We start from the raw sequence: 23,477 nt of genomic DNA, 5'->3' as shown, positions 1-23,477 counted from the left end.
GGTCAGCGCGCTGGCAGGGTCACCAGCCGCTCGCCCTTGTCCGTGCGCACCTCGTAGTGGTCGATGTCGTCCGGGTCCAGCGAGGAGCCGGCCGTGGTCGCGGTGGTGCCCTCGTCGTGCGCGCCGACCGTCCAGCCACCGGCCACCTGCTCCGAGCCGTCCCGGCCGACCACGATCAGCCTGCACGAGTGCGGACCGGCGCTGTCCCGCACCTCCAGGCGCAGCCCGCTGCCCCAGCGTTCGCCCTCGGTGGTGACCCGCGCCCACACCCCGGTGCCCGGATCGGTCGCCGCCGTGACGTGGGACGCGGGCTGCCCGTGCCCGGCGAAGGCCATCACCGCGGGCCCGGCCACCGCCAGCACCACCGAGGCGGCGAGCCCGTAGAGGACTCTGCGCCGCCGGGCGCGGTGGCGTACGGTGATCTCGCCGAGCAGCCGGTCCAGCATGCGGGGGCCGGGCTGGGCCAGCGCGGGCACGAAGGCGGGCGTGGCCTCCCGGTACAGCATCAACTGCCGTGCCGTAGGGCCGAATTCGGTCGCGTCGTGCGCGCACCGGGGGCACTCGGCGAGGTGGTCCTCGAAGCGGAAGGTCTCCGCCTCGTCCAGCACGCCGAGCGCGTACGCGCCGACGGCGCGATGCCTTTCCAGGGACCTCATGCCGAATCCTCGTGCCTATGGGTGCGGGTGGGGTTACGCGGTGCACCCATTGGTACGCACCGCGCGGCCGAATGACTCAAGCCGCGCGCAGAAACCCGCCGAGGGATTCGGAGCGGTCGGGCCCCCGGATTGGTCCGAGTTCCAAGTGGCCCGAAAAAGAACCCGGATGGCGTCGGAGCCCGCTTCAGAACAGATGGATGGCCAGGTGTCCGAGGGGCAGCCCGAGCCGCCAGGCCGGGGTCCACACCTTCGGGCCGTCGTCCTCGCCGTAGGCCGCGCCGCCGCCGGGCACCGCGTCCAGGTCGGGTGCGAGCAGCTCGGTCTCCTCCAGCCAGCGCCAGGCGTCCCCCGCGAGCGCCAGGTCCGGATCGGGAGTGCCGGAAGCGGCCGCCGCGGCCGCCTCCGCCGTCAGTTCGGCCATCCGGCCGCCGACCCACTCCCGCCACGGCTGGTCGTACGCCGTCAGCGACAGCCAGGTCTCCAGCTGGGAGATGACCCGGACCCCGGAGAGTTCGCCCTCGGTGTCGGACAGGAAGACGGTGAGCGCCAGCGCGTCCCGCCCCGCCCGGAACTCGAAGGACGTCGGTGGCATCAGATCGCCGGTGCGCAGCAACTCGTCCGCGATGTACTCGGCGTAGAACCAGGCCATGGGGACGGCGAGTTCACCGCCACCGGCACCGTTCGTACTCTCGTGACCTCTGTGGAGCATCCCTGCCTGCCTTCCTCCGGTGCGTGCGCGTCGCCCGAACCCGGCCCCCCGCCCGGAACACGGATGAGGACAGCTCATGACCCCGACGGGGGTCACGGCAAGGCGCTTTACCGAGGCTTGACCAGGCGCCCGGTTTCACCGCAGGTCAGTCGCGTATCCCGGAAGAACCTGGCGCAGGGCACGCAGCGCGTAGTACGCGCGGGACTTCACGGTACCGGGTGGAATGCCCAGGATCTCGGCGGCCTCCGCCACGCTGGCCCCGCGGAAGTACACGATTACCAGCACGTCACGGTGGTGCGGAGTGAGTGTCTTCACAGCCTCGCGGACATCGAGCGCGGCGGCGGCCCGCTCGGCGTGGTCGGCGGTGACGCGCGCGGTCTCCGGCACCTCGTCCACCACCTCCGGCGGCCGGGCCCGCCGCGCCCGCCGGGCGTCTATGGCCAGGCGCCGGGCGACGGTCAGCAGCCAGGGGCGGGCCGAGGCGAAGTTCTCCGCGCGCAGCGCCTCCGGGTGCTGCCAGGCCCGTACGAGGGTTTCCTGCACCAGATCCTCGGCACGCTGGCGGTCCCCGTCGCTCAGCCGCAGCAGCAGCGCGAAGAGGGGCCGCCCGTGCTCCCGCGCCAGCGCGGCGAGTTCATGCTCGGCGGTCGTCGTCCCTGGGGCAGTGGTCCCGGCCGTCATGGCCGTATGGCAGCGCAGCCCGCCTCCGGGCGACACCCCGCGCGCACGCCGGTGCGACGGGCGGTCGCCAGGGGGCGACGAGCGGTCGGACGAACGGTCACCCAGGGGGCCGACAGCACCGGATGGGCTAGGCCCTGTTTGCGAGGGGGGAGAGTTTCATACCCATATGCCCGTCAGAGCTTGTCTGTCAATACGACAAGTCCCCTCCGGCAACCCTGGGGTGAGTTGATGATCGGACGCAGGCATCAGGTGGCCCTCGCGCTGACCGCCGCGCTCGCGGCGGTGGCCGCCTGCCAGAACCAGGACCGGGCCGAGCCCGGCGCCTCCGGGCAGCCCGCACCGGGCGCCGGGAAGGGCTTCACGCTCGTCGCCGCCGGTGGCGTCCAGCCGTACGCGTCCGCCACCGACCGGGCGGCCTTCGACGCCTCCGGCGCCGGACACGACTTCCGCCCCATGCTCGCCGGGGCCCGCCCGGCGGTGTCCGCCGCCGACCTGGCGCTGTGTCACCTGGAGCCGGTCCAGGGCGCCGACGGCGACCCGGCCGTCACCGCCCTGCCCCAGCTCGCCCAGGGCCTCGCCGCTACCGGTTACGACAGCTGCTCCACCGCCTCCCCGCAGGCCGACGGCGCCGGAGTCACCCGCACCCTGAACGCCCTCGACCAGGCCGGGGTACGGCACGCGGGGACCTCCCGCACCGACACCGAGGCCCGCACCGTCACCCTGCTGCGCGCGGGCACCGCCAAGGTCGCCCACCTGTCGTACGCCTACGACACCACCGGGCAGTCCGGGGCAGTCGACCCGGCCGACGCGGGCCGGATCGCCGCCGCCGCGCGGGCCGCCCGGAAGGCGGGCGCCGACGTGGTCGTGCTCTCCGTCAACTGGGGCTCCGCCTGGCAGGACGCCCCCGACGCCGGGCAGGTCACCCTCGCCAAGCAGCTGACGGCCGCCAAGACCGGCGGGCGCCCCGACATCGACCTCGTCCTCGGAACCCACGCCCACGTGCCCCAGCCGTTCGAGAAGGTCAACGGCACCTGGGTGGTCTACGGCATGGGCGACCAGATCGCGGACGGCGGCGCGGGCGCGGGGGAGTGGCGCGGCAACGAGTCCACCCTCGCCCGCTTCACCTTCGCCCCGCCCGCCAAGCAGGGCGGCCGCTGGGAGGTCCGGACCGCCGAGTTCCTGCCCCAGGTGTACGACCTCGACGCCGGACGCGCCATCGACATGAACCGGGCCATCGCCGCGGGCGCCGACCTCGCCGCCACCCGCGACCGGGTGGCGCACACCGTACTCAGCCGGAACGCGACGAAGGCCGGGCTCACCATGGCGCAGTGATCACTCGGCGGGCGCCCGCCGGGCCAGCGCCGAATGCCGGTAGGAGTAGCCGAAGTAGATGACACAGCCGATCAGGAACCAGATGGCGAACCGCACCCAGGTCTGCCACTCCAGGAAGGTGACCAGCCAGAGCGAGAACAGCGCGCCGAGCCCGGGCACGAACGGCATCAGCGGGGTGCGGAAGGCGCGCGGCAGCTCCGGCTGCTTGTAGCGCAGCACGATCACCGCCGCGCACACCACCACGAACGCCAGCAGGATGCCGATGTTGGTCAGCTCGGCCGCCTCACCGATCGGCACGAACCCGGCGATGCAGGCCGCCCCGACGCCCACGATCCAGGTCACCCGGGTCGGCACGTGCCGGGTGGGGTGCGTCTTGGCGAACCAGCGCGGCAGCAGCCCGTCGCGGGCCATCGAGAACCAGACGCGGGTCACGCCCAGCATGAAGGTGAACATCACGGTGAGGATGCCGATGATCGCGCCGACCGCGATCACGTCGGCCAGCCCGCCGAGGCCCACCGACTTGAAGGCCGAGGAGAACCCGCTCTCCGGGTCGATGTCCTTGTAGTTCTGCATGCCGGTCAGCACCAGGCAGGCCGCGACGTACAGCACCATCGAGATGATCAGCGAGTAGATGATCGCCTTCGGCATGTGCCGCTGGGCGTCCTTGGACTCCTCGGCCGCCGTCGACATCGCGTCGTAGCCGAACACCGCGAAGAACACGGTGGCCGCGCCGGTGAAGGCGCCGCTGATGCCGAAGGGGAAGAAGGGGTGGTAGTTCGCGGTGTTGATGTGGAAGAAGCCCACCGCGATCACCAGCAGCACCACCAGCACCTTCAGCGCCACCACGAACGTCTCGAACCGGGCCGCGCTCTTCATGCCCTGGTTCAGCAGCCAGGCGATCAGCAGACACAGGATGGCCGCGAACAGATCGACCCGGTGCCCCGAGCCGGTGCCGGGCGCGCCCAGCATCCACGCGGGCAGGTCCGCGCCCGCCTCCTCGACCAGGAAGCTGAAGTAGCCGGAGATGCCGATGGCGACCACCGCCACGATCGCGGTGTACTCCAGCAGCAGGTCCCAGCCGATGAACCAGCCCACGAACTCGCCCAGCACCGCGTATCCGTAGGTGTAGGCCGAGCCCGCCTTCGGGATCATCCCCGCGAACTCGGCGTACGACAGCGCGGCGCAGGCGCTCGCCACACCGGCGATCAGGAACGACACCACCACCGCGGGCCCGGCCTTGCCGTTGGCGACCGTGCCCGCGAGCGTGAAGATGCCCGCGCCGATGATGCCGCCCACCCCGATCGCGGTGAGCTGCCACAGGCCGAGCGAGCGGTCGAGACCGCCCTCGGCCGCCTCGGCCTCCTCGATGTGCTCGATGGGTTTGCGACGGAGAATTCCCTCACCCGAACGGATCTTGGCCACACGCCTCACCTCTTCCCCGACGGCAAACGGCTGACGGCGGATCATGATGGCTCAGGGGCGGCCGGTTCGGAAGACGCCACGCACGGGGGCTCAGCTCCCGGCCCAGTCCGGTACCCAGGTGCCGGAGGGGCGCGCCGGGGACTCGCCGGTCAGATGCGCGCGCAGGGCGGCCAGGGCGGGGTGGGCGTTGGCCCGGTCCCAGATCAGGGAGTGCGGATAGACCGGCGTCGGCTCGGTGATCGGGATCAGCCGCAGGTCGCGCCCGGCGTGCCGGGGATGCTCCCCCATGAAGGTCGCCAGCTCCGGTGACCCGGCGATCCGGTCCAGCATCGCCGCGCTGCCGAAGTTGGGGCCCGCCGAGTCGATGGTGAGCCCGAACTCCGCCGCCAGCGAGGCGTAGTACGCGGCCCACTCGACGCCCTCCACGATGCTCGGCATCCAGATCCGGTGCCCGGCCAGCTCGGCGGGGGTCACCGAGTCCGCGTCGGCCAGGGCGTGCTCCGGGCCGGTGAGCAGATACAGCGGCTCGTCCAGCACGCGGGCGCTCGTCAGGCTCTCCGGCAGCCGCCGCCCCGGCATGCCGACCGCGCGGAACGTCGCGTCGACCCGGCCCGCCTGCACGGCGGCGACGGCGGTGTCCGCGTCGAACAGCGTGACCACGTCCAGCTCCACCCCCGGATGCGCCTCGTGGAAGCCGCGCAGCAGCACGGCCGGGGCGACGCGCGGGCCGATCACGTCCACCCGGAGCGCCCGTCGGCCCGGCCGGACCGACGCGGCCGCCCGCTCCTCGGCCAGCAGCAGCGCCCGCGCGTGCGGCAGGAACGCCCGCCCGTCCAGCGTCGGTTCGGCACCCCGCGCGGTACGGCTGAACAGCCGCACCCCGAGGTCCCGCTCCAGCGCCGCGATCCGCTTGGAGACGGCCTGCTGGGTGAGGGCGAGCACGGCGGCCGCCTCCTGGAACTGCCCGGTGTCCGCCACGGCGACGAAGGTGCGCACGGCCTTGAGATCCATGCCCGACAGGGTAGCCGTACAACCGTTGGTTGTGTCGATGAGGGGTTTGGTTGTTTGCTCCCGCCGTATCCCGGCCGATTTCATGACCCCGGTCAACGGGAGGTTGTACATGAAGCTGGGGTCGCGGTTCGGATGGCTGTGGGCCGCGTACGCGGTGAGCGCCGCCGGGACCTGGCTGGCGTTCGACGCCTTCGCGCTGATCGCGCTCCTCGTGCTGCACGCGGGTCCCGCCCAGGTGGCGCTGCTGGCGTCCGCCGGACCGGCCGTGGGGGCGGTGCTCGCGGTGCCGCTGGGGCCGTGGATGGAGTTCCGCCGCAAACGCCCCGTCATGATCGCGGCGGACCTGGTCCGGTGCGCCGCCCTGCTCGCCGTCCCCGCCGCCCATGTCCTCGGCATGCTCGGCTTCGGTCAGCTGCTGCTCGTCTCCATGGTCGTGGCCGCCGCCGACCTGACCTTCACCGCGGCCTCCGGCGCCCACCTGAAAAGCCTCGTGCCGCGCGCCGGGCTGCTCACCGCCACCAGCAGGTTCGAGTCCACCACCTGGACCGCCACCGTGCTCGGCCCCCCGCTCGGCGGCGCCGCCGTCGGCCTGTTCGGGCCCGTGGTGACGGTCGCCGCGAACGCCGTCAGCTTCCTGCTGTCCGCCCTCGGCATCCACGCCATCAAGGGCACCGAGCCCGACCCGCCCCGCGATCCCGGACGCCCGCGAGCCGCCGACCTCCTCGACGGCTGGCGGCACCTGCTCGCCAGCCCCGAGCTGCGCCCGCTGTTCCTCAACGCGGTCCTGGTGAACGGCCTGATCATGGCCCAGGCCCCGCCGCTCGCCGTCCTCATGCTCGGCCCGCTCGGCTTCGCGCCCTGGCAGTACGGCCTCGCCTTCGCCGTCCCCTGCCTCGGCGGACTGCTCGGCTCCCGGCTCGCCCGGCCGCTGGCCGCCCGGTACGGCAGGCGGCGGGTGCTGCTCACCTCGGGCGTGCTGCGCGCCTGCTGGCCGGTGGGGCTGGCCCTCGTCCGGCCCGGCGTGCCCGGCCTGGTCCTCGTCATGGCGGTCGAGCTGTGCCTGATCACCTGCGCGGGCGTGTTCAACCCGGTGCTCGCCGCCGAGCGGCTGGAACGCACCCCGGACGACCGGGTGGCCCGCACCCTCTCCGCCTGGTCGGTGTCCACCAAGACCGGTACGGCCGCGCTGACCGCGCTGTGGGGCGTGCTCGCCTCGCTCACCGGCCCGCGCACCGCCATCGCCGCGGCCGGGGTGCTGCTCCTCGCGACCGCGCCGATGCTGCGGTCTCTCGCTACGGGACGACCGTCACCGGCCAGCGTCCCGCCTTCACCAGCCGGACCGCCACCGACCCGATGATCCGGTGCCCGGCCTGCTCCGAGGCGCCCACCACCACCGCGTCCGCCTTCAGCTCGTCGGCCGCCTGCACCAGACCGTTGAACGGGTCGCCGCGGAAGGTGTGGAACTCCCAGCGCACGTCGAATATCCCCTTCACCCGCTCCGCCGCCTCCCTGATCTGCGCGATCAGGTCCTCGGCGATCTCGTCCGTGGCCTGCGCCACCGGCACCCCGAGCGCCGCCCCGGCCGCCAGCACCGGCTGCACGTACACCACCGCCAGCAGCGCCCCCTGCCGCCGGGCCAGACCTCCCGCGTACGCGGCCGCCCGCAGCGAGGAGTCGGAGCCGTCCATGCCGACGACGATGACCTTGGGACCGTCCGTGCCCCGCTCGAACCGGTGCCGCTCGTGCTCTGCCTGCTGTTCCGTCACGGCGGTGAGGCTATCGGAAGGAACGGTTCCGTCCAGTGTGCGGGCAGCAGCGCGTCCGCGCTGCGCCGACCGGGTGGACCGGACCCGCCGCACCGGTGTCGGTGCGGTGCGGCGCGGGGTCGGCGGGCGACTGATGGTTCATGGAGAAGGATCAGTTGTTCACACGGCGCCGGATGCTCCTCGGCTCGGCGGCCGCCGTCCTCGGCGCCGCGGGCGCCGGAGGAGTCCTCATGACGGGCGGCGGCGACCAGGCCGCCCGTACCACCACCGGCCTCGCCGGGCCACAGGCCCGCCAGGCCCTCAAGCCCTCCGCGTTCCGCCTCCAGCCCCTCATCGGCTACGGCCCCCCGCACTCCGCCCCCGCTCAGCTGAAGGTGCGTCACCAGCCCATCCTGCGCCTCACCGGCAAGGGCCGGAACATGATGCTCACCTTCGACGACGGCCCCCACCCCGACTACACCCCGCACATCCTGGACACCCTCGCCAAGTACGACGTACGCGCGATGTTCTTCGTGTGCGGGGAGATGGCCGTCGACAACAAGGAACTCCTGGCCCGGATGGCCGAGGAGGGACATGTGGTCGGCAACCACACCTGGACCCACCCGCTGCTCACCGAGATGGCCCGGCGCGACATCCGGGACGAGATCGAGCGCACCAGCGAGGTCATCGAGGACGCCTACGGGGACCGCCCGCAGTGGTTCCGCGCCCCCTACGGCGCCTGGAACCGGGCCACCTTCCAGCTCGGCGCCGAGATGGGCATGGAGCCGATGGCCTGGACCGTCGACACCACCGACTGGATGACCCCCGGCACCAGCACGGTCGTCAAACGGGTCGAACACGGCGCCGCCCCCGGCGTCGTGATCCTCTCCCACGACGCCGGGGGCGACCGGACGCAGAGCGTCCGCGCGATCCGCGAGTACCTGCCCTATCTGCTCGACCACGGCTACCACCTCACCGTGCCGCCCCGCCGGATGACCTGAGACGCCGTACGGGGTGCCTGGTCGCGGTGGGCTCAGGCTCCCGTGACCAGGCGGGCGAAGACGACCACGTTGCCGTCGTAGCCGTTCTGCTTGGAGAAGCCGCCGCCGCAGGTGATCACCCGCAGCTCCGGGGTGCCCTTGGAGCCGTAGACGCGGTCGCCGGGGAACTTGCTCTTCTCGAACACCTCGACGCCGTACACCTCGAACACCGCGGTCCGGCCGTCCTGCCGGGCCACGTCGATCCGGTCGCCCTTCTTCAGCGCGCCGAGCCCGTAGAAGACGGCCGGGCCCTGGGTGTTGTCGACATGGCCGACGATCACCGAGGTGCCCTTCTCGCCGGGGGAGACCGCGCCGGTGAACCATCCGGCCAGGTTCGGGTCCTCGGGCGGGGGCGCGCCGACCCAGCCGTCCGCGTCCAGGCCCACGGGGGTGACCGGGGCGTCGACCTGGATCGCCGGGATACGGACCCGGTCCGCGGGCGAGAAGGACAGGCCGACCGGGGCGGACGCGGGCGCGGCTCCCTCGGCGGTCGGCGCGGACCGTACGTCCGGGGCCGGGGCGGCGGCCGCGGCGGGCTGGGGCGGGCCCACGTCGAACTCGCCGGACCCGTTCCGGATCAGCGCCACACCGGTCAGCAGCACGAGCGCCAGCACGCCCCAGGGGGCGCGTCTCCTACGCCGCTCCTCCCGTTCGCTCCACTCCGCCAGTTCGGACGCAGACATTCGCCATCCCCTCTCGACGTGGCTGCCGCCACGTCCGTCGCGCATGGGAAAACGCTAAGTCCCGCGCCGGTGGGCGGCGACGGGGCGGCGGGCGAACGGGTGGCGGCCGGGCTTCGGGGTGCGCCATCCGAGTTGCGGGGCGGAGATAATTTCTGACGGGGTGTGACCTGCGGCGATATCCGATTGTGTGGTTGTCGGACGGGAGGGGTGCTCACCAGGACGGACCATTCTCGACATGCGGGCGTGTTCCTTGCACCTGAGGGTTCAGTCGGGAGGTGCTTTCTCGCCGATCGACCGGGGACCGGCCCCGGCGTGCCTCTCGCGGAGGAACACATGCGTAACCAGCGTGCCTTGGCGGTCACGTGCGCCGCGATCGCCGTGCTCGGTCTCGCCGCTCCCGTCGCCGTCGCGGACGGCATGGGCAACGGGAACGGCACCACCGGCGTCGCCCCCAACACGGGCATCGTCGTGCCGAACCCCGGTGTCGTCCCGAACACCGGCGTCTTCAACGGGAACGGCAACTTCAACGGGAACTTCAACGGCAACGGCAACGGGCACGGCAACGGGAACTTCAACAACAACGGGAACGGCAACTTCAACAACAACGGGAACTTCGGGAACGGCAACGGCAACGGCAACCGGGGCAACGACAACTTCGGGAACGGGAACGGGAACGGGGACTTCGGCAACGGCGGCAACAACGGGAACGGCCGGGGCAACGACAACTTCGGCAACGGGAACGGCAACGGCCGGGGCAACGACTTCGGGAACGGCAACGGGAACTTCGGCAACGGGAACGGCAACGGCAACGGCAACGGCGGTCACGGCGGCGGCCACGACAACGGCAACCTCCGCAACATCTCCGTCACCCCCAGCGTGCTCCCCGCGGGTGGCCGGCTGACCATCACCGTCCAGGGCTGCCGCGGCGGCACCGTCTCCTCGCGCGCCTTCGGCAGCGCCCGGCTGAACTCGAACGGCAACGACAACTCCCGCGCCGTCGTCACCATCGACCGCAGCGCCCGTCCCGGCCGCTACGACCTCACCGTCGACTGCGGTGGCCGCACCCTGACCCGCCCGAACGCCTTCACCGTGCTCGGCGGTGTCAACGGCGGCCTCGGCGGCAGCAGCACCACCGGCGCCACCCGCGCCGACACCGCCATCGGCGGCGGACTCGTCGCCTCGGCCGCGCTCGGCGGCGGCGTCTTCTGGCTGCGCCGCCGCCACGAGAAGCGCGCCTGAGCACAGCACCGCCCGCGTCCTCGCCGACGCGGGACACGCCACCACGGGCCCTCGCCCCACCCCTCGCCGGGCCGGGACGGGGGCCTCCGGCGTGCCCTACGTGTGCGGGAACAGGGTGAGGAACGGCTCCGCCGTCACCGCGATGCCCCGGCTGAACGGGGCGTCGAAGTCCCAGATCAGGAACAGCATGAACGCGATGGTGGCCGAGAACAGCCCGGCCAGGACCAGTTCCCGCGCGGTGCGCCGGATCTGGAGCGCGAACACCATGCCCACCGTGATCACCGCACCGGAGAGCAGCCCCCACCACACCACGGACGGCATGGTGGCGCCGGTGGAGTCGGCGCGTGCGTTGCGTGCCTGGTCGGCCGCGGCCACTTGGTCGACCAGCGGCTGGTACGCCTGCGCCTCGAAGTCGCTGCGCGGCTGGTAGTCCGTCACGTCCTGACGCACCCGGTCCAGCAGCCGCGTCCCCTGTTCGGTGACCTCCCCCCGGTCCGTCATCGACTTCCACTCGGTGTCCACGACGTAGGAGACGTAGGCGTCGACGTCCGCGCGCACCCGGTCCCGCACGTCCACCGGGTAGACCCGGACGCGTTCGGAGACCTCGTGCAGCGCCTGCGCCTCGGCCTGGACGGTGTCCCCGGCCGCGCTGCGCGCCTCCCAGACACCCGCGATGGCCAGGCCCAGGACGATCGCGTACACCACCCCGATCCACATCGTCATGTACTCGATGACGTCCGGGGTCTCACTGGGGTCCTCGTCCTCGGGGGCCCGACGGTGCCGGACGAGGGTGATGATCACCACCACGGCACAGGCCCCCAGCATGGCCAGGACGAGAACGAGCCAATCCGACAACGGATACCTCCAGGGATGGGTGCGGCCGCGTCACCGCGGGCGCAGCGCCGCGACGGCGACGATCGCGGGAATGGTGACGAGCAGGACGTAGCGGACCGGCGAGGTGTGGGAGGGAGCGGTGTGCCGGACGGGACGGGCGTGGTACGCCGGGTAGCTCACCGGGGTCACGGTCGGCCGGGGGGTGGGCTTCGGCGGGGCAGTGGGTTTCGGTACCGGCCTCGGCGGCGCGGGTTCGGGCGCCGGGGCGGGCGGGGGTGGCGGCGGGGTCGGGCGCGGTGCCGGTGGGGGCGGCGTCGGCCGGACGGGCGGTTTCGGGGCGGGCGGCGTCGGCCGGGGCTGGGGCTTCGGCGGCGGCGGGGGAGGAGGAGCGGGGGTCGGGGTGGGTGTGGGCGTCGGGGGTGGTGGCGGAGTCGGGGTGGGTGTCGGCGTAGGGGTCGGCGTGGGAGTCGGGGTCGGCGTGGGCGTCGGCGGGCACGGTGGCGGGGGTGGCGGAGGACAGGGCGGGGGGCCCGGGTGGTGGCTTCCGGCCACCGCCACGGCCACCGTGCCGTCCGGGCCCGTGGAGGCGTAGGCGCAGGCGTCGGCCGACGCCGAGCCGACCGGGCAGCCGACCACGCTCCACACCACCGCGAGCAGCGCCAACGCCCTGGTGGCGACCGCGCATCGGGTTGCTTGGGGACCTTGCACGAGCGAGATCATGGGGGCCGCGCGACGCCCCCGCGACCATTCGTACGTCGATTGGTCCGAAGGAGGGACAACGCGCCCCACCTGGTTTGACGCGCCGGGCGACCCCGCCGGGGTCGATGGGTACGCCCGTACGCACCGCCACCCCCTCGGCACCGTCCGTCGGACACCGCCGAAAGAATTTCGCCGCCCCGTTGAACGCTCCGCCCCCCGCGCCCCGTACCCATGGCCGTGCGGTGACTCATTGGACGCCGCAACAAACTGGCGAAAATGGGGAGTTGAGGATGAAGACCTCCTGGCGGACCGCCGCACTGGTGGCCACAGCCGCTTCGGTGCTGGCGCTGACGACGGCGTGCGGTCAGGACAACGTCACGCCCCCGGCGGCGGCCCAGAACGTGGGAGCGTCGGCCAGCGCCGCGGGCATCGGCACCGGACTCGGCTCGGGCAACGGCTACGGCGCCGACGGTGCCCAGGCCAGTGCCTCCCCGACCCTCGCCGCCCCCGCGGGCAAGCTGACCGTGGCCACCAACCCCCAGCTGGGCAATGTGCTCACCGACGGGTCCGGCCTCACCCTGTACCGGTTCGACAAGGACACGGCCGAGCCGCCGAAGACCAACTGCGACGGCGACTGCGCCACCACCTGGCCCCCCGTCCCGGCCGACGACGCCAACGCCGGTGCCGGTATCGACAAGGCCATGCTCGGCGAGGTCACCCGCGCCGACGGCACCAAGCAGCTCACCATCGGCGGCTGGCCCGCGTACCGCTACGCCAAGGACCTCAACTCCGGCGACGTCAACGGCCAGGGTGTGGGCGGCAAGTGGTTCGCGCTCGCGCCCAACGGCAAGAAGGCGTCCCTGTCCACGCTGCCCGGCCTCTCCGTCCGCAAGGACCCGAAGCTCGGTGACATCGTCGTCGACAAGAACGGCCGCACGGTCTACCGCTTCCTCAAGGACAAGGCGTGGCCGAAGTCCGTCTCCAACTGCGTCGGGGCCTGCCTGGAGAAGTGGCCCGCGGTCGCGCCGGTGAGCGCCGACGACACCCAGGGCGTGAAGAAGAAGGGCCTGATGCCCTTCACCCGTCCGGACGGCGTCAAGCAGATGTCCGTCAACTGCTGGCCGATCTACACCTTCTCCGGCGACAAGGTCCCCGGTGACACCAACGGCCAGGGCGTGGGCGGCACTTGGTACGCCGTCTCGCCGGAGGGCAAGCCGATCGGCGCACCCGCCGAGTAAGGCACCGCCCGGCTGAAGGGCCCGTACCGTCCGTGTCACGCGGAGGGTACGGGCCCTCACCCGTGCGGCCGGACGGTCACCCAGCGGGGTCGGACGGGTGCTTTCCGCAGGCGGTGACCGGGAACGGATGGTCAATTTCCGTTTCGGGTCGCCCCTTTGGCGGGCGATCAGTAGCCTCAGCTCGGAACACCGCCTCACCCGTCCCCGTCGCCCACGCCTTGGAGTGATACATGGAGCGCCCCGCCTGGGCCCCCCGCAGCATCGACATCTCGGTGCCGAGCGTCTCGCGCATGTACGACTACTACCTGGGCGGTTCGCACAACTTCGAGGTCGACCGGGAAGCGGCCCGCAAGGCGATGGAGTTCCTCCCCGGCCTGCCCAAGATCATGCAGGCGAACCGGGCGTTCCTGCGCCGGGCGGTGCGCTTCGCGGCCGAGCAGGGCATCGACCAGTTCCTCGACATCGGCTCCGGCATCCCCACCTTCGGCAACGTCCACGAGATAGCCCAGGAGGCCCGGCCCGGCGCGCACGTCGTCTACGTCGACCACGACCCCGTGGCCGTCGCGCACAGCCGGTCGGTGCTCGAGGGCAACGCGGACGCGGACGTCGTCGCCGCCGATCTGCGCAAGCCGCAGGAGATCCTCACCAGCCCCGAGGTGGCCCGGCTGATCGACCTCGACCGGCCGGTGGCCCTGCTGCTCGTGGCCGTCCTGCACTTCCTGGAGGACACCGACGAACCCCACCGGGCCGTGGCCGAACTGCGCGCCGCGCTCCCGCCGGGCAGCCTGCTGATCCTCACCCACGCCTCCTACGAGGGCATCCCGCTGCCGGAGGAACGCGCCGAGGGCGCGGTGGACGTGTACCGGGACATCCGCACCCCGCTGGTCATGCGCCCGCGCGAGGAGATCGCCCGCTTCTTCGACGGGTTCGAGCTGCTCGACCCCGGACTCGTCCATCTCCCGGACTGGCGCCCGGAGTCGGCGCCGGAGGACGAGGACGACTTCGCGTTCTCCGGGTACGCCGGCGTGGGGCGTACGGCGTGAGCGCCGAGCCGGACGGGCCGGAGGGCAGAGTGCGGCGGCTGACGACGATATGGAGCCGGGCCGTCTACCCCGTCACCTCCACGTCGCTCACCCGCGCCGGGTTCGAGGAGCGGCTGCTCCCCCTCGCCCACCGTCTCAGCCGGGCGCTCAGGGCCCACAGCTTCGACGCCGGGGAGGCCAGGGCGGTCGGCGCCGCGCTGGTCGACGCGCACGGCACCGACCCCGAGGTGCTCGCCCGCACCCTGGACTGCGTGGACGCCTACCTCGTCCTGTACTGCGGTGACGACAGCCCGCAGGACCAACTTCGCATGCGCTCCTCGCGGTTGCAGCACGCCATGGCCGCCGGGTACGCCCAGGCGCTGCGCGAACGCACCCTCGCCGAGCAGGAGTCCATCGCGCAGGCCGCGCTGCGCGCCCAGGGCGTGGTCGCCGAGGCCCTGCACGCCAGCGAGGCCCGCTTCCGCGCGGTGTTCGAGGGCGCCGCGATCGGCATCGGCATCGCCGACCTCGAAGGCAACGTCCTCCAGGTCAACGGCGCCCTCCAGCGCATGTTCGGCGTCTCCGAGACCATGATGCGCGGCCGGAAGGTCCGGGACTGGACCCACCCCGAGGACGCGCCCCAGACCTGGCGGCTCTACGAGGAACTCGTCCGGGGCGAACGCGACCACTACCACGTGGAGAAGGCGTTCAACCGGACCGACGGCACCGCCCTGTGGACCAACCTCACGGTCTCCCTGCTCCGCGACGCCGACGGCACCCCGCAGTACCAGCTGGCGCTGATGGAGGACACCACCGAGCGCCGCCTGCTCCATCTCCGGCTGCGCTACGAGGCCACTCACGACGCCCTCACCGGGCTGCCCAACCGCACCCTGTTCTTCGAGCGCCTGGAGAAGGCCCTCGCGGCGGGCGACGGCCAGCGCTTCGGCCTGTGCTACCTGGACCTCGACGGCTTCAAGGCCATCAACGACAGCCTCGGCCACGCGGCGGGCGACCGGCTGCTGGTGGAGGTCGCCGACCGGCTCCAGTCCTGCACCACCGCGTCCGGCGAGATGGTCGCCCGCCTCGGCGGGGACGAGTTCGTGGCCCTCACCACCGGCCGCGACACCGAGCGCGGGGTGGAGGAGCTGGCCGAGCGCATCACCAACGCCCTGCTCACCCCGGTCGGCATCGACGGCCGCGACCTGCTGGTGCGCGGCAGCCTCGGCATCGTCGAGGGCCCGGCGGGGGAGCGTACGGCGGCGGAGGTGCTGCGCAGCGCCGACATCACGATGTACCGGGCCAAGTCGGCGGGCGGCAACCGGGCCGAGCTGGCCGACCCGGAGGCGGACGCCCGCGCGATCACCCGGCACGGGCTCACCACCGCGCTGCCGAGCGCGCTGGAACGCGGCGAGTTCTTCATCGAGTACCAGCCCCTGGTCCACCTCGGCGACGGCACGGTGAGCGGCGCGGAAGCGCTGGTCCGCTGGCTGCACCCGCAGCACGGGGTGCTCGGCCCGGACCGCTTCATCCCGCTCGCCGAGCACACCGGGCTGATCGTCCCGCTGGGCCGGTGGGTCCTTGAGGAATCGATCCGGCAGGCCCGGACCTGGCGCGAGAAACAGGACGGGAGCGCGACGGGCCCGCTGCGGATCAACGTCAACCTCTCCCCGTGCCAGCTCACCCACCCCGGCCTGGTACAGGACACCGTCGACATCCTGGAGCGCGCGGGGGTCACGCCGGACGCGCTGTGCCTGGAGGTCACCGAGTCCGCGCTGATCGGCGCCGACGACGGCCTGCTCAAGCCGCTGCGCCGACTGGCCGAGATGGGCGTCGACATAGCCCTGGACGACTTCGGCACCGGCTACTCCAACCTGGCCAACCTCCGCCGCCTGCCGGTCAGCGTCCTCAAACTGGACCGCTCCTTCACCCAGGGCATGCAGCAGTTCCCGGCCGACCCGGTCGACCTCAAGATCGTCGAAGGCATAGTCTCCCTGGCCCACAGCCTGGACCTGGCGGTCACGGTCGAGGGCGTGGAAACCAGCTCCCAGGCGGAACAACTCCGCCTCCTCGGCTGCGACACCGCCCAGGGCTGGTACTACGCCAGACCGGGCCCCCCGGAGAACCTGCACACCTTGGCGCTGGCGGACGCGACGAGGTAAGGAGGACGGGGTGTGGCCGCGAAGCAGGCCGCACCCCGTCAGGGGCGCGGGGAACTGCGCGACCAGCCACGACGCACCCGCACCCGCAGACGAACAGGCGCCCCCTACCGCTCCAACAGCATCCGCTGAAGCTCCTGAGCCCCCCGAGGCGGAGCCACATCACTCCGATGAGCCAACGCGATGGTCCGGGACAGGCCGGGCCGCGCGAGCGGAGTCACCCGAAGCCCCCGCCCCGCCCGACTGGCCACCATCCGAGGCACCACAGCCACCCCCAGCCCAGCCCGCACAAACCCAAGAACCGCGTCCATCTCACCCCCCTCGACAGCGAACTCCGGCTCGAACCCAGCGGAGCGACACGCGTTCACGGTGAGCTCCCGCAGGTCGTACCCGTACCGGAACATCACCAGGCGCTCGTTCTCGAGGTCGGAGATCTCCACAGCGGGCCGCCCCCCGCCAGGGGCCGGTGCCTCCGGTGAGGACACCACCACCAGGTCCTCCCGCAGCAGCTCCACGGTGGTCAGCGCAGGCGCCGGCGCGGGCAGCGGCAGCACGATCAGGGCGAGGTCGAGCGCGCCCCGGCCCAGCTCCCGGACCAGATCCCGCGACCCGCTCTCCTGCACCAGCAGCTGGATGCCCGGATACCGGTCGTGGAAGGCACGCAGCACGTCGGGCAGCAGCCCCGTACAGAGACTCGGCGTCGCGCCCAGCCGGACCCGCCCGCGTCGTAGCTGCACCAGTTCCTGCACCTCGTGCCGGGCGGTGTCCGCGTCCGCGAGGATGCGCCGGGCCAGCGGCAGCAGCGCCTCGCCCGCGTCGGTCAGCGCGATGTTGCCCCGCGCCCGGACGAACAGATCCGCGCCCAGCTCCCGCTCCAGCGCCCGGATCTGCTGGGACAGCGAGGGCTGCGCCACATGGACCCGCTCGGCGGCACGGGTGAAGTGCCGGGTCTCGGCCACCGCCACGAAGTACTGGAGCTGCTGGAACTGCACCCCTCCAGGATAGCGAGAGGCTATGGAAACCAGCCGAACCATGTCTTGGACCGATCGGCGGCATGGTCGTAGCGTCCTGTCCATGGCTCTGGCAACGCGGACGGACCGACGGCCGTCGATGGCGCGCACAGTCTGGGACAGCTCCGTCGGCAAGAAGACCGTGATGGCCGTCAGCGGCATCGTGATGCTGCTGTACCTGGTCGCGCACATGATCGGAAACCTGAAGATCTACTTCGGGGCCGGCGACTTCAACCACTACGCCCACTGGCTGCGCACGGTCGGCGAGCCGTTCATGCACTACGAGTGGACGCTCTGGATCGTCCGGGTGGTCCTGGTCGTCGCCGTGGTCGCCCACGCCACCGCCGCGTACCAGCTCAGCCGCCGCGACATCAAGGCCCGGCCCAGCAAGTACGTGCACAAGAAGGCGCGTACGAGCTACGCCACCCGGACCATGCGCTGGGGCGGGATCATCCTCGGCCTGTTCATCGTCTGGCACCTGCTGGACCTGACCACCGGCACCGTGCACTCCGGCGGCTTCCAGGAGGGCCACCCGTACCAGAACGTGGTGGACACCTTCTCCACCTGGTACGGCAACGTCATCTACATCGTGGCGATGCTCGCCCTCGGCCTGCACATCCGGCACGGCTTCTGGAGCGCCGCCCAGACCCTCGGCGCAGGCGGCCGGACCCGCGAACGGTTCCTGAAGGGTGCCGCAAACGTACTCGCGCTGCTGCTCACGGCCGGTTTCATCGCCGTACCCGTGGGCGTCATGACCGGAGTGGTGAGCTGACCATGACCTACACCGACTACGCGACCGGCGACCCGGTCGCCGACACCAAGGCCCCCTCCGGCCCGGTCCAGGAGCGCTGGGACACCCGTCGCTTCGAGGCCAAGCTGGTCAACCCGGCCAACCGGCGCAAGCACACCGTCATCGTCGTCGGCACCGGCCTCGCGGGCGGCTCGGCGGGCGCCACGCTCGCCGAACAGGGCTACCACGTCGTCCAGTTCTGCTACCAGGACTCCCCGCGCCGCGCCCACTCCATCGCGGCGCAGGGCGGCATCAACGCGGCGAAGAACTACCGCAACGACGGCGACTCCGTGCACCGGCTGTTCTACGACACCGTCAAGGGCGGCGACTTCCGGGCCCGCGAGTCCAATGTGCACCGCCTCGCGCAGGTCTCGGTCGAGATCATCGACCAGTGCGTGGCCCAGGGCGTGCCCTTCGCCCGTGAGTACGGCGGCCTGCTCGACACCCGCTCCTTCGGCGGCGTCCAGGTCCAGCGCACCTTCTACGCCCGCGGCCAGACCGGCCAGCAGCTGCTGCTCGGCGCCTACCAGGCGCTGTCCCGGCAGATCGCGGCCGGGAACGTGGAGATGCACCCGCGCACCGAGATGCTCGACCTGATCGTGGTTGACGGCCGGGCGCGCGGCATCGTCGCCCGCGACCTGATCACCGGGAAGATCGACACCTACTTCGCGGACGCGGTCGTCCTGGCGAGCGGCGGCTACGGCAACGTCTTCTATCTGTCGACCAACGCCATGAACTCCAACGCGACCGCCATCTGGCGGGCGCACCGGCGCGGCGCGCTGTTCGCCAACCCCTGCTTCACCCAGATCCACCCCACCTGCATCCCGCGCACCGGCGACCACCAGTCCAAGCTGACGCTGATGAGCGAGTCGCTGCGCAACGACGGCCGTATCTGGGTGCCCAAGGCGGAGGGCGACACCCGTCCGCCGAAGGAGATCCCCGAGGACGAGCGGGACTACTACCTGGAGCGGATCTACCCCTCCTTCGGCAACCTGGTCCCGCGCGACATCGCCTCCCGCGCCGCCAAGAACGTCTGCGACGAGGGGCGCGGGGTCGGCCCCGGCGGCCAGGGCGTCTACCTGGACTTCTCCGACGCCATCGCGCGCATGGGCCGCAAGGCGGTCGAGGCGAAGTACGGCAACCTCTTCGACATGTACCAGCGGATCACCGACGAGGACCCGTACGAGGTGCCGATGCGGATCTACCCCGCCGTGCACTACACGATGGGCGGGCTCTGGGTCGACTACGACCTCCAGACCACCGTGCCTGGACTCTTCGCCATCGGTGAGGCCAACTTCTCCGACCACGGCGCCAACCGGCTCGGCGCCTCCGCGCTGATGCAGGGCCTGGCCGACGGCTACTTCGTGCTCCCCGCCACCCTCAACGACTACCTGGCCCGCCACCCGCACCAGGAGTCGCTGACCGACGAACACCCCGAGGTGCAGGAGGTGCTGGCCGAGACCGAGGACCGGGTCAACCTGCTCCTCGCCGTCGACGGCGACCGCACCCCCGACTCCTTCCACCGTGAACTCGGCGAACTGATGTGGGAGTTCTGCGGCATGGCCCGCAACGCCGAGGGCCTAAGCAAGGCGCTCGCCGAAATCCCGCGTATCCGCGAGGAGTTCTGGCGTCGGATCAAGGTGCCCGGCACCGGCGAGGAGTTCAACCAGTCGCTGGAGAAGGCGAATCGCATCGTCGACTACCTCGAACTGGCCGAGCTGATGTGCCTCGACGCCCTGCACCGCGCCGAGTCCTGCGGCGGCCACTTCCGCGAGGAGTCCCAGACCCCGGACGGAGAGGCGGCCCGGCACGACGACGAGTTCGGCTACGCGGCCGCCTGGGAGTTCACCGCCACCGGCGAGGCCCCCGTCCTGCACAAGGAAGACCTGGTCTTCGAGTACGTCCACCCCACCCAGCGGAGCTACGCATGAGGCTCACCCTGCGCGTCTGGCGCCAGCGGAACGCCGACACCGACGGCGCCATGTCCACCTACGAGGTGGACGGCATCTCGCCCGACATGTCCTTCCTGGAGATGCTGGACGTCCTGAACGAACGGCTCATCCTGGAGGGCGAGGACCCCGTCGCCTTCGACCACGACTGCCGCGAGGGCATCTGCGGCGCGTGCAGCCTCGTCATCAACGGCGACGCCCACGGCCCCGAGCGCACCACCACCTGCCAGCTGCACATGCGGTCCTTCCGCGACGGCGACACCATCGACATCGAGCCCTGGCGGGCCGCCGCCTTCCCGGTCATCAAGGACCTGGTGGTGGACCGCTCCGCCTTCGACCGGATCATCCAGGCGGGCGGCTATGTCACCGCCCCCACGGGCGCCGCACCGGAGGCCCACTCGACGCCGGTGCCCAAGCCCGACGCCGACTTCGCCTTCGAGCACGCGGAGTGCATCGGCTGCGGGGCCTGCGTGGCGGCCTGTCCCAACGGCGCCGCGATGCTCTTCACCTCGGCCAAGGTCAACCACCTCAACGTCCTCCCGCAGGGCGGGCCCGAGCGGGAGACGCGGGTGCTGGACATGGTGGCCCAGATGGACGCGGAGGGCTTCGGCGGCTGCACCCTGGCCGGTGAATGCGCCACGGCCTGCCCCAAGGGCATCCCGCTGTTCTCCATCACCGGCATGAACAAGGAGTGGCTGCGCGCCACCCGTAAGGCGGGCAAGCGGTAGCCGCCACAGCAGACGTTCGCCAAAGGGGGCGGACGGGCGGGGCCGGGAGTGGTGCTCATCCCCGGCCCCGTCTGCTGTGTTCCGGGGTGTTCCGGGGGTCAGATACGGCGGACCGTGTGCAGGGACGTGGCGTATGTACCCGTGCCGTCGAGGAGGGACGCGCCGCCCAGGTCGGACATGGTGGGACCGTCGACCGTCTTCCGGCTGGACAGGAAGCGGCGCTTGCCGTCGGCGTCCGGGCCCAGGTAGATGCCCACGTGGTCCACGGTGACCGTCGGGTGGTCGTCGCCGGAGTCGGCGTTGAACAGCACCAGGTCCCCGGGCTGGAGCTGCGCGGCGGCGGGCGGCGCGGTGCCGTTCGTGCGGTCGACGACGACACCGGGCGCGTAGTTCACGATGTCGCGGGACTTGCGTGGTATCCGTGTCCCCGAGGTGTCCGCGCCCGCGGCCAGCGGCACGCCCAGGTGGTAGCCGTACACCATCCGCGTGTAGCCCGAGCAGTCCAGGTTGCCGACCTGCTTGCTGGACGGGCCCGTGTAGGTGCCGTCGGGGAAGGTCCAGCCCACGTTCATGTACTCGTGGAAGTCGGCGCCCTCGTAGCGGTAGCCCTGCGGATCGAGATAGCCGTAACCGGCCTCGCCCAGCACCTGCTTGCCCTGCGCGGGGCCGTCCCCGGCGGTGACCGCCGGGGCGCCGCCGAGGAACATCGCGGCGTACGCGAGCACGTCCGGCGCGGTCGATCCGGCCCAGCCGCGGACCGTGCGCTCCAGGTCGGCCGTCCAGGTGCCGTCGAAGGGCTGCGGCAGTACGCGTACCCAGTCGCCGTGGGTGACGGTCGGCGGGGTGTCCCAGTTCGCCGCGTCCACCTCGAAGCGGCTCACCTGGAGCTTGACCGGCAGGTTGGTGCAGCCCTGGTTGGCCAGCGCGCGCAGGCCCACCCGGCCCGGACCGAACGCGGAGTCCGTGACGTCCACCGCCCAGCCGGACGGCTCCGCCGTGCTCGTCCGCCATGCCTTGACCCTGATCCGGGCGCCCTCCCGGCGCACCCGGATGGTGAAGTCGGTGCCCGCCGGGACGCCGGTGGCGAGGGTGGCGGCCGTGGCGAGCTGGGTGACCGTGTCGGCGACCTCCTTCTCGACGCGCAGCTCCACCGCGCCGCTGGTCAGGAAGGACAGCCGGGCCCGGTAGTTGTTGTGGGTGTCCTGGTAGCCGAAGGACAGCGCGTAGGAGCACGCCTGGCCGGTGGGGACCTTGTCGAAGCGGGCGGTCGCGCGCACGTCCACGTCGGTGATCCGGTCGTCCCGCAGGGTCGCGTGGCGGCTGGCGTAGTCCGTGGTCAGCGCGATGACGCCGGTGCCGGGCAGCACCGCGTAGTCGGTGTCGGCCGGGCCGAGCGTGGACCAGCTGCCACCGCCCGGCGAGGTCCCCCAGTACGCGCGGTCGGCGGCCGGGAGCGAGGTGTCCGGCAGGGTGCGCCCGAAGTCGTCCACGAAGGGCCGCTTGTTCTCGGCGAACGTTCTGCGCGGGCCCGGCACCAGCACGGTCCGGGCGCCCTGGGTGAGGAGGGCGACCCGTCTGCCGCCGCTGGTTATCTCGGTCCGCGCCGGAGTGCCCGGCAGCACGGTGGCGGTGAGCGGTGCCGTGAGGGTCACCTGGGTGAAGTAGGAGGCGTCCAGCGGCGGCAGGGTCACCGAGGAGCGTGCGGAGGTCAGCCCGGCCGGGGCGGGCAGCGGGTCCACGGGGGCGGGAAGGGCGTCGGCCCGCGCGGGGGCGGTGGCCAGGGCGCCCAGCGGCAGCGAGGCGGCGGTGACGGCGAAGGCGGCCAGCAGGCCACGGCGTGAAGTGTGGATCATGTGAAGCATGATCTCTCAGCCGTCCCGCGCGCAGACGTCCGCGTCCGGCCCAGAGTTGATCCGGGCCGGACGTGGACGTAGGCGTGATGGACTTCGGCGAGGTCCTAGGACTGCGGCGGGTTGTCGCGGTGCTGCTGGGAGCCGAACTGGTCCCTCAGCTTGTCCTGAGCGGTGTCGACCTGGGACTGGTGCTTGTTGCCGGTCCGCTGGTCGAGGTAGTCGCCACCCCTGTCGATGCCCTTGTCGGTCATGTCTTCGTGACCCTTGAGCATTCCCTTGATCTTGTCCATAAAGGACATGACAGCCCTCCTGGTCGCTTGAGGCTTCCCCTCCCAGGGTCACCGTCCCGGCCCGGCTTCGCATCTCGAACGCCCACCTGAGCCGACGGTGCCGGTCAGTGGTCTCAGGCGTCTCAGACGTCCTCCAGGCGGAAGCCCACCTTCAGGCACACCTGGTACTTCTCGATCCGCCCGTTCTCGATCTGCCCCCGGACCTGCGTGACCTCGAACCAGTCCAGGTTGCGCAGGGTCTGGTCGGCACGGCCGATGGCGTTGCGGATGGCCTGGTCGACACCGTCGTTGGAGGTGCCGACGATCTCGCTGACCCGGTAGGTGTGGTTCGACATGCGCGGGTGCTCCTCTTCGCCGTACGGCAGGGTGGCGGCGCCCGGCTGTCCCGGA

The 23,477-nt window shown here is 72.0% G+C and carries 23 protein-coding genes; 10 read left to right on the top strand and 13 right to left on the bottom strand.

Going from position 1 to position 23,477, the window contains the following annotated elements; genetic code table 11:
* Positions 1-2: 2 nt before the first annotated feature.
* From ACI2LY_RS03120 to ACI2LY_RS03110, 3 genes are all read right to left on the bottom strand, one after another.
* The gene (locus tag ACI2LY_RS03120; RefSeq protein WP_404705575.1) at positions 3-656 is read right to left on the bottom strand and encodes a zf-HC2 domain-containing protein; all 654 of its coding nucleotides are present in this window, start codon (positions 654-656) and stop codon (positions 3-5) included.
* Between the two features lie 184 nt (positions 657-840).
* Positions 841-1,365: a hypothetical protein gene (locus ACI2LY_RS03115; protein ID WP_404705574.1), complete on the bottom strand. Its 525-nt coding sequence runs from the start codon at positions 1,363-1,365 to the stop codon at positions 841-843.
* Positions 1,366-1,500: 135 nt separating this feature from the next.
* Positions 1,501-2,046: a sigma-70 family RNA polymerase sigma factor gene (locus ACI2LY_RS03110; RefSeq protein WP_404705573.1), complete on the bottom strand. Its 546-nt coding sequence runs from the start codon at positions 2,044-2,046 to the stop codon at positions 1,501-1,503.
* A 228-nt stretch (positions 2,047-2,274) separates the two neighbouring features.
* Between ACI2LY_RS03110 and ACI2LY_RS03105 the strand changes: the two genes are divergently transcribed.
* On the top strand, positions 2,275-3,378 hold the full coding sequence (locus tag ACI2LY_RS03105; protein ID WP_404705572.1) for a CapA family protein: 1,104 nt from the start codon (positions 2,275-2,277) through the stop codon (positions 3,376-3,378).
* Here the strand turns inward: ACI2LY_RS03105 and ACI2LY_RS03100 are convergent, their stop codons facing one another.
* Positions 3,379-4,800, bottom strand: coding sequence for an amino acid permease (locus ACI2LY_RS03100; RefSeq protein WP_404705571.1), 1,422 nt, complete (start codon positions 4,798-4,800; stop codon positions 3,379-3,381).
* Between the two features lie 90 nt (positions 4,801-4,890).
* Positions 4,891-5,811: a LysR family transcriptional regulator gene (locus ACI2LY_RS03095; RefSeq protein ID WP_404705570.1), complete on the bottom strand. Its 921-nt coding sequence runs from the start codon at positions 5,809-5,811 to the stop codon at positions 4,891-4,893.
* Between the two features lie 109 nt (positions 5,812-5,920).
* Here ACI2LY_RS03095 and ACI2LY_RS03090 point away from each other — a divergent pair, with 109 nt between their 5' ends.
* Complete coding sequence (locus ACI2LY_RS03090) at positions 5,921-7,168, top strand: MFS transporter (protein WP_404705569.1); 1,248 nt, start codon at positions 5,921-5,923, stop codon at positions 7,166-7,168.
* Here the strand turns inward: ACI2LY_RS03090 and ACI2LY_RS03085 are convergent.
* A complete protein-coding gene (locus ACI2LY_RS03085; protein WP_135784989.1) occupies positions 7,104-7,577 on the bottom strand; it encodes a universal stress protein in 474 nt (157 codons plus the stop codon). The two genes, ACI2LY_RS03090 and ACI2LY_RS03085, sit on opposite strands and share 65 nt — an antisense overlap.
* Positions 7,578-7,717: 140 nt before the next feature.
* Between ACI2LY_RS03085 and ACI2LY_RS03080 the strand changes: the two genes are divergently transcribed.
* Entirely contained in the window at positions 7,718-8,557 is an 840-nt protein-coding gene (locus ACI2LY_RS03080) for a polysaccharide deacetylase family protein (protein ID WP_404705568.1), read from the top strand.
* 32 nt (positions 8,558-8,589) lie between these two features.
* Here ACI2LY_RS03080 and ACI2LY_RS03075 read toward each other — a convergent pair whose 3' ends face one another.
* Complete coding sequence (locus tag ACI2LY_RS03075; RefSeq protein ID WP_404705567.1) at positions 8,590-9,279, bottom strand: class F sortase; 690 nt, start codon at positions 9,277-9,279, stop codon at positions 8,590-8,592.
* Positions 9,280-9,612: 333 nt separating this feature from the next.
* Here ACI2LY_RS03075 and ACI2LY_RS03070 point away from each other — a divergent pair, with 333 nt between their 5' ends.
* Positions 9,613-10,518: a hypothetical protein gene (locus ACI2LY_RS03070; RefSeq protein ID WP_404705566.1), complete on the top strand. Its 906-nt coding sequence runs from the start codon at positions 9,613-9,615 to the stop codon at positions 10,516-10,518.
* A gap of 96 nt (positions 10,519-10,614) precedes the next feature.
* Here the strand turns inward: ACI2LY_RS03070 and ACI2LY_RS03065 are convergent, their stop codons facing one another.
* Entirely contained in the window at positions 10,615-11,373 is a 759-nt protein-coding gene (locus tag ACI2LY_RS03065) for a DUF4239 domain-containing protein (RefSeq protein WP_404705565.1), read from the bottom strand.
* Between the two features lie 30 nt (positions 11,374-11,403).
* Positions 11,404-11,532 carry a hypothetical protein gene (locus ACI2LY_RS03060; protein WP_389005605.1) on the bottom strand — a complete coding sequence of 43 codons (129 nt, stop codon included), beginning with the start codon at positions 11,530-11,532 and terminating at the stop codon, positions 11,404-11,406.
* A gap of 809 nt (positions 11,533-12,341) precedes the next feature.
* Here ACI2LY_RS03060 and ACI2LY_RS03055 point away from each other — a divergent pair.
* From ACI2LY_RS03055 to ACI2LY_RS03045, 3 genes are all read left to right on the top strand, one after another.
* Complete coding sequence (locus ACI2LY_RS03055) at positions 12,342-13,289, top strand: SCO0930 family lipoprotein (protein ID WP_404705564.1); 948 nt, start codon at positions 12,342-12,344, stop codon at positions 13,287-13,289.
* 230 nt (positions 13,290-13,519) lie between these two features.
* Positions 13,520-14,332: an SAM-dependent methyltransferase gene (locus ACI2LY_RS03050; protein WP_389005602.1), complete on the top strand. Its 813-nt coding sequence runs from the start codon at positions 13,520-13,522 to the stop codon at positions 14,330-14,332.
* On the top strand, positions 14,329-16,470 hold the full coding sequence (locus tag ACI2LY_RS03045; RefSeq protein ID WP_404705563.1) for a putative bifunctional diguanylate cyclase/phosphodiesterase: 2,142 nt from the start codon (positions 14,329-14,331) through the stop codon (positions 16,468-16,470). Before ACI2LY_RS03050 ends, ACI2LY_RS03045 begins: the two co-directional genes overlap by 4 nt.
* 104 nt (positions 16,471-16,574) lie before the next feature.
* On the opposite strand, the gene ACI2LY_RS03040 is transcribed toward ACI2LY_RS03045, so the two are convergent.
* Positions 16,575-17,459, bottom strand: coding sequence for a LysR family transcriptional regulator (locus tag ACI2LY_RS03040; protein ID WP_404705562.1), 885 nt, complete (start codon positions 17,457-17,459; stop codon positions 16,575-16,577).
* Positions 17,460-17,577: 118 nt separating this feature from the next.
* Here ACI2LY_RS03040 and ACI2LY_RS03035 point away from each other — a divergent pair, with 118 nt between their 5' ends.
* The 3 genes from ACI2LY_RS03035 to ACI2LY_RS03025 are packed head-to-tail and all read left to right on the top strand — an operon-like array spanning position 17,578 to position 20,944.
* Positions 17,578-18,249 (top strand): succinate dehydrogenase, encoded by a 672-nt coding sequence (locus ACI2LY_RS03035; protein WP_389006008.1) that lies wholly within the window; start codon positions 17,578-17,580, stop codon positions 18,247-18,249.
* 2 nt (positions 18,250-18,251) lie between these two features.
* Positions 18,252-20,198, top strand: a complete 1,947-nt coding sequence (locus ACI2LY_RS03030) for a fumarate reductase/succinate dehydrogenase flavoprotein subunit (protein ID WP_404705561.1) — start codon at positions 18,252-18,254, stop codon at positions 20,196-20,198.
* Entirely contained in the window at positions 20,195-20,944 is a 750-nt protein-coding gene (locus ACI2LY_RS03025) for a succinate dehydrogenase/fumarate reductase iron-sulfur subunit (RefSeq protein WP_393912312.1), read from the top strand. The genes ACI2LY_RS03030 and ACI2LY_RS03025 overlap by 4 nt, the downstream gene beginning before the upstream one ends.
* A gap of 98 nt (positions 20,945-21,042) precedes the next feature.
* Here the strand turns inward: ACI2LY_RS03025 and ACI2LY_RS03020 are convergent, their stop codons facing one another.
* The 3 genes from ACI2LY_RS03020 to ACI2LY_RS03010 all read right to left on the bottom strand — a co-directional run bounded on the left by ACI2LY_RS03020 (position 21,043) and on the right by ACI2LY_RS03010 (position 23,422).
* Entirely contained in the window at positions 21,043-22,797 is a 1,755-nt protein-coding gene (locus tag ACI2LY_RS03020) for an NlpC/P60 family protein (RefSeq protein WP_404705560.1), read from the bottom strand.
* Positions 22,798-22,901: 104 nt separating this feature from the next.
* A complete protein-coding gene (locus ACI2LY_RS03015; RefSeq protein WP_031182137.1) occupies positions 22,902-23,096 on the bottom strand; it encodes an antitoxin in 195 nt (64 codons plus the stop codon).
* Between the two features lie 113 nt (positions 23,097-23,209).
* On the bottom strand, positions 23,210-23,422 hold the full coding sequence (locus ACI2LY_RS03010) for a dodecin (protein ID WP_030817079.1): 213 nt from the start codon (positions 23,420-23,422) through the stop codon (positions 23,210-23,212).
* Positions 23,423-23,477 lie beyond the last annotated feature (55 nt).

The organism is Streptomyces sp. NPDC002176 (genome assembly GCF_044903645.1).
GTDB lineage: Bacteria > Actinomycetota > Actinomycetes > Streptomycetales > Streptomycetaceae > Streptomyces.
The sequence above is the reverse complement of the archived record's forward strand: the minus strand, read 5'-3'. Positions and strand labels throughout refer to the sequence as shown.

Excerpts from the sequence above, each read along its gene's own strand:
- ACI2LY_RS03110 (WP_404705573.1), bottom strand. The coding sequence starts at position 2,046 with ATGACGGCCGGGACCACTGCCCCAGGGACGACGACCGCCGAGCATGAA.
- ACI2LY_RS03105 (WP_404705572.1), top strand. The coding sequence starts at position 2,275 with ATGATCGGACGCAGGCATCAGGTGGCCCTCGCGCTGACCGCCGCGCTC.
- ACI2LY_RS03010 (WP_030817079.1), bottom strand. The coding sequence starts at position 23,422 with ATGTCGAACCACACCTACCGGGTCAGCGAGATCGTCGGCACCTCCAAC.
- ACI2LY_RS03020 (WP_404705560.1), bottom strand. The coding sequence starts at position 22,797 with ATGATCCACACTTCACGCCGTGGCCTGCTGGCCGCCTTCGCCGTCACC.
- ACI2LY_RS03055 (WP_404705564.1), top strand. The coding sequence starts at position 12,342 with ATGAAGACCTCCTGGCGGACCGCCGCACTGGTGGCCACAGCCGCTTCG.
- ACI2LY_RS03030 (WP_404705561.1), top strand. The coding sequence starts at position 18,252 with ATGACCTACACCGACTACGCGACCGGCGACCCGGTCGCCGACACCAAG.
- ACI2LY_RS03095 (WP_404705570.1), bottom strand. The coding sequence starts at position 5,811 with ATGGATCTCAAGGCCGTGCGCACCTTCGTCGCCGTGGCGGACACCGGG.
- ACI2LY_RS03120 (WP_404705575.1), bottom strand. The coding sequence starts at position 656 with ATGAGGTCCCTGGAAAGGCATCGCGCCGTCGGCGCGTACGCGCTCGGC.
- ACI2LY_RS03090 (WP_404705569.1), top strand. The coding sequence starts at position 5,921 with ATGAAGCTGGGGTCGCGGTTCGGATGGCTGTGGGCCGCGTACGCGGTG.
- ACI2LY_RS03075 (WP_404705567.1), bottom strand. The coding sequence starts at position 9,279 with ATGTCTGCGTCCGAACTGGCGGAGTGGAGCGAACGGGAGGAGCGGCGT.
- ACI2LY_RS03015 (WP_031182137.1), bottom strand. The coding sequence starts at position 23,096 with ATGTCCTTTATGGACAAGATCAAGGGAATGCTCAAGGGTCACGAAGAC.
- ACI2LY_RS03115 (WP_404705574.1), bottom strand. The coding sequence starts at position 1,365 with ATGCTCCACAGAGGTCACGAGAGTACGAACGGTGCCGGTGGCGGTGAA.
- ACI2LY_RS03080 (WP_404705568.1), top strand. The coding sequence starts at position 7,718 with ATGGAGAAGGATCAGTTGTTCACACGGCGCCGGATGCTCCTCGGCTCG.
- ACI2LY_RS03035 (WP_389006008.1), top strand. The coding sequence starts at position 17,578 with ATGGCGCGCACAGTCTGGGACAGCTCCGTCGGCAAGAAGACCGTGATG.
- ACI2LY_RS03025 (WP_393912312.1), top strand. The coding sequence starts at position 20,195 with ATGAGGCTCACCCTGCGCGTCTGGCGCCAGCGGAACGCCGACACCGAC.
- ACI2LY_RS03070 (WP_404705566.1), top strand. The coding sequence starts at position 9,613 with ATGCGTAACCAGCGTGCCTTGGCGGTCACGTGCGCCGCGATCGCCGTG.
- ACI2LY_RS03050 (WP_389005602.1), top strand. The coding sequence starts at position 13,520 with ATGGAGCGCCCCGCCTGGGCCCCCCGCAGCATCGACATCTCGGTGCCG.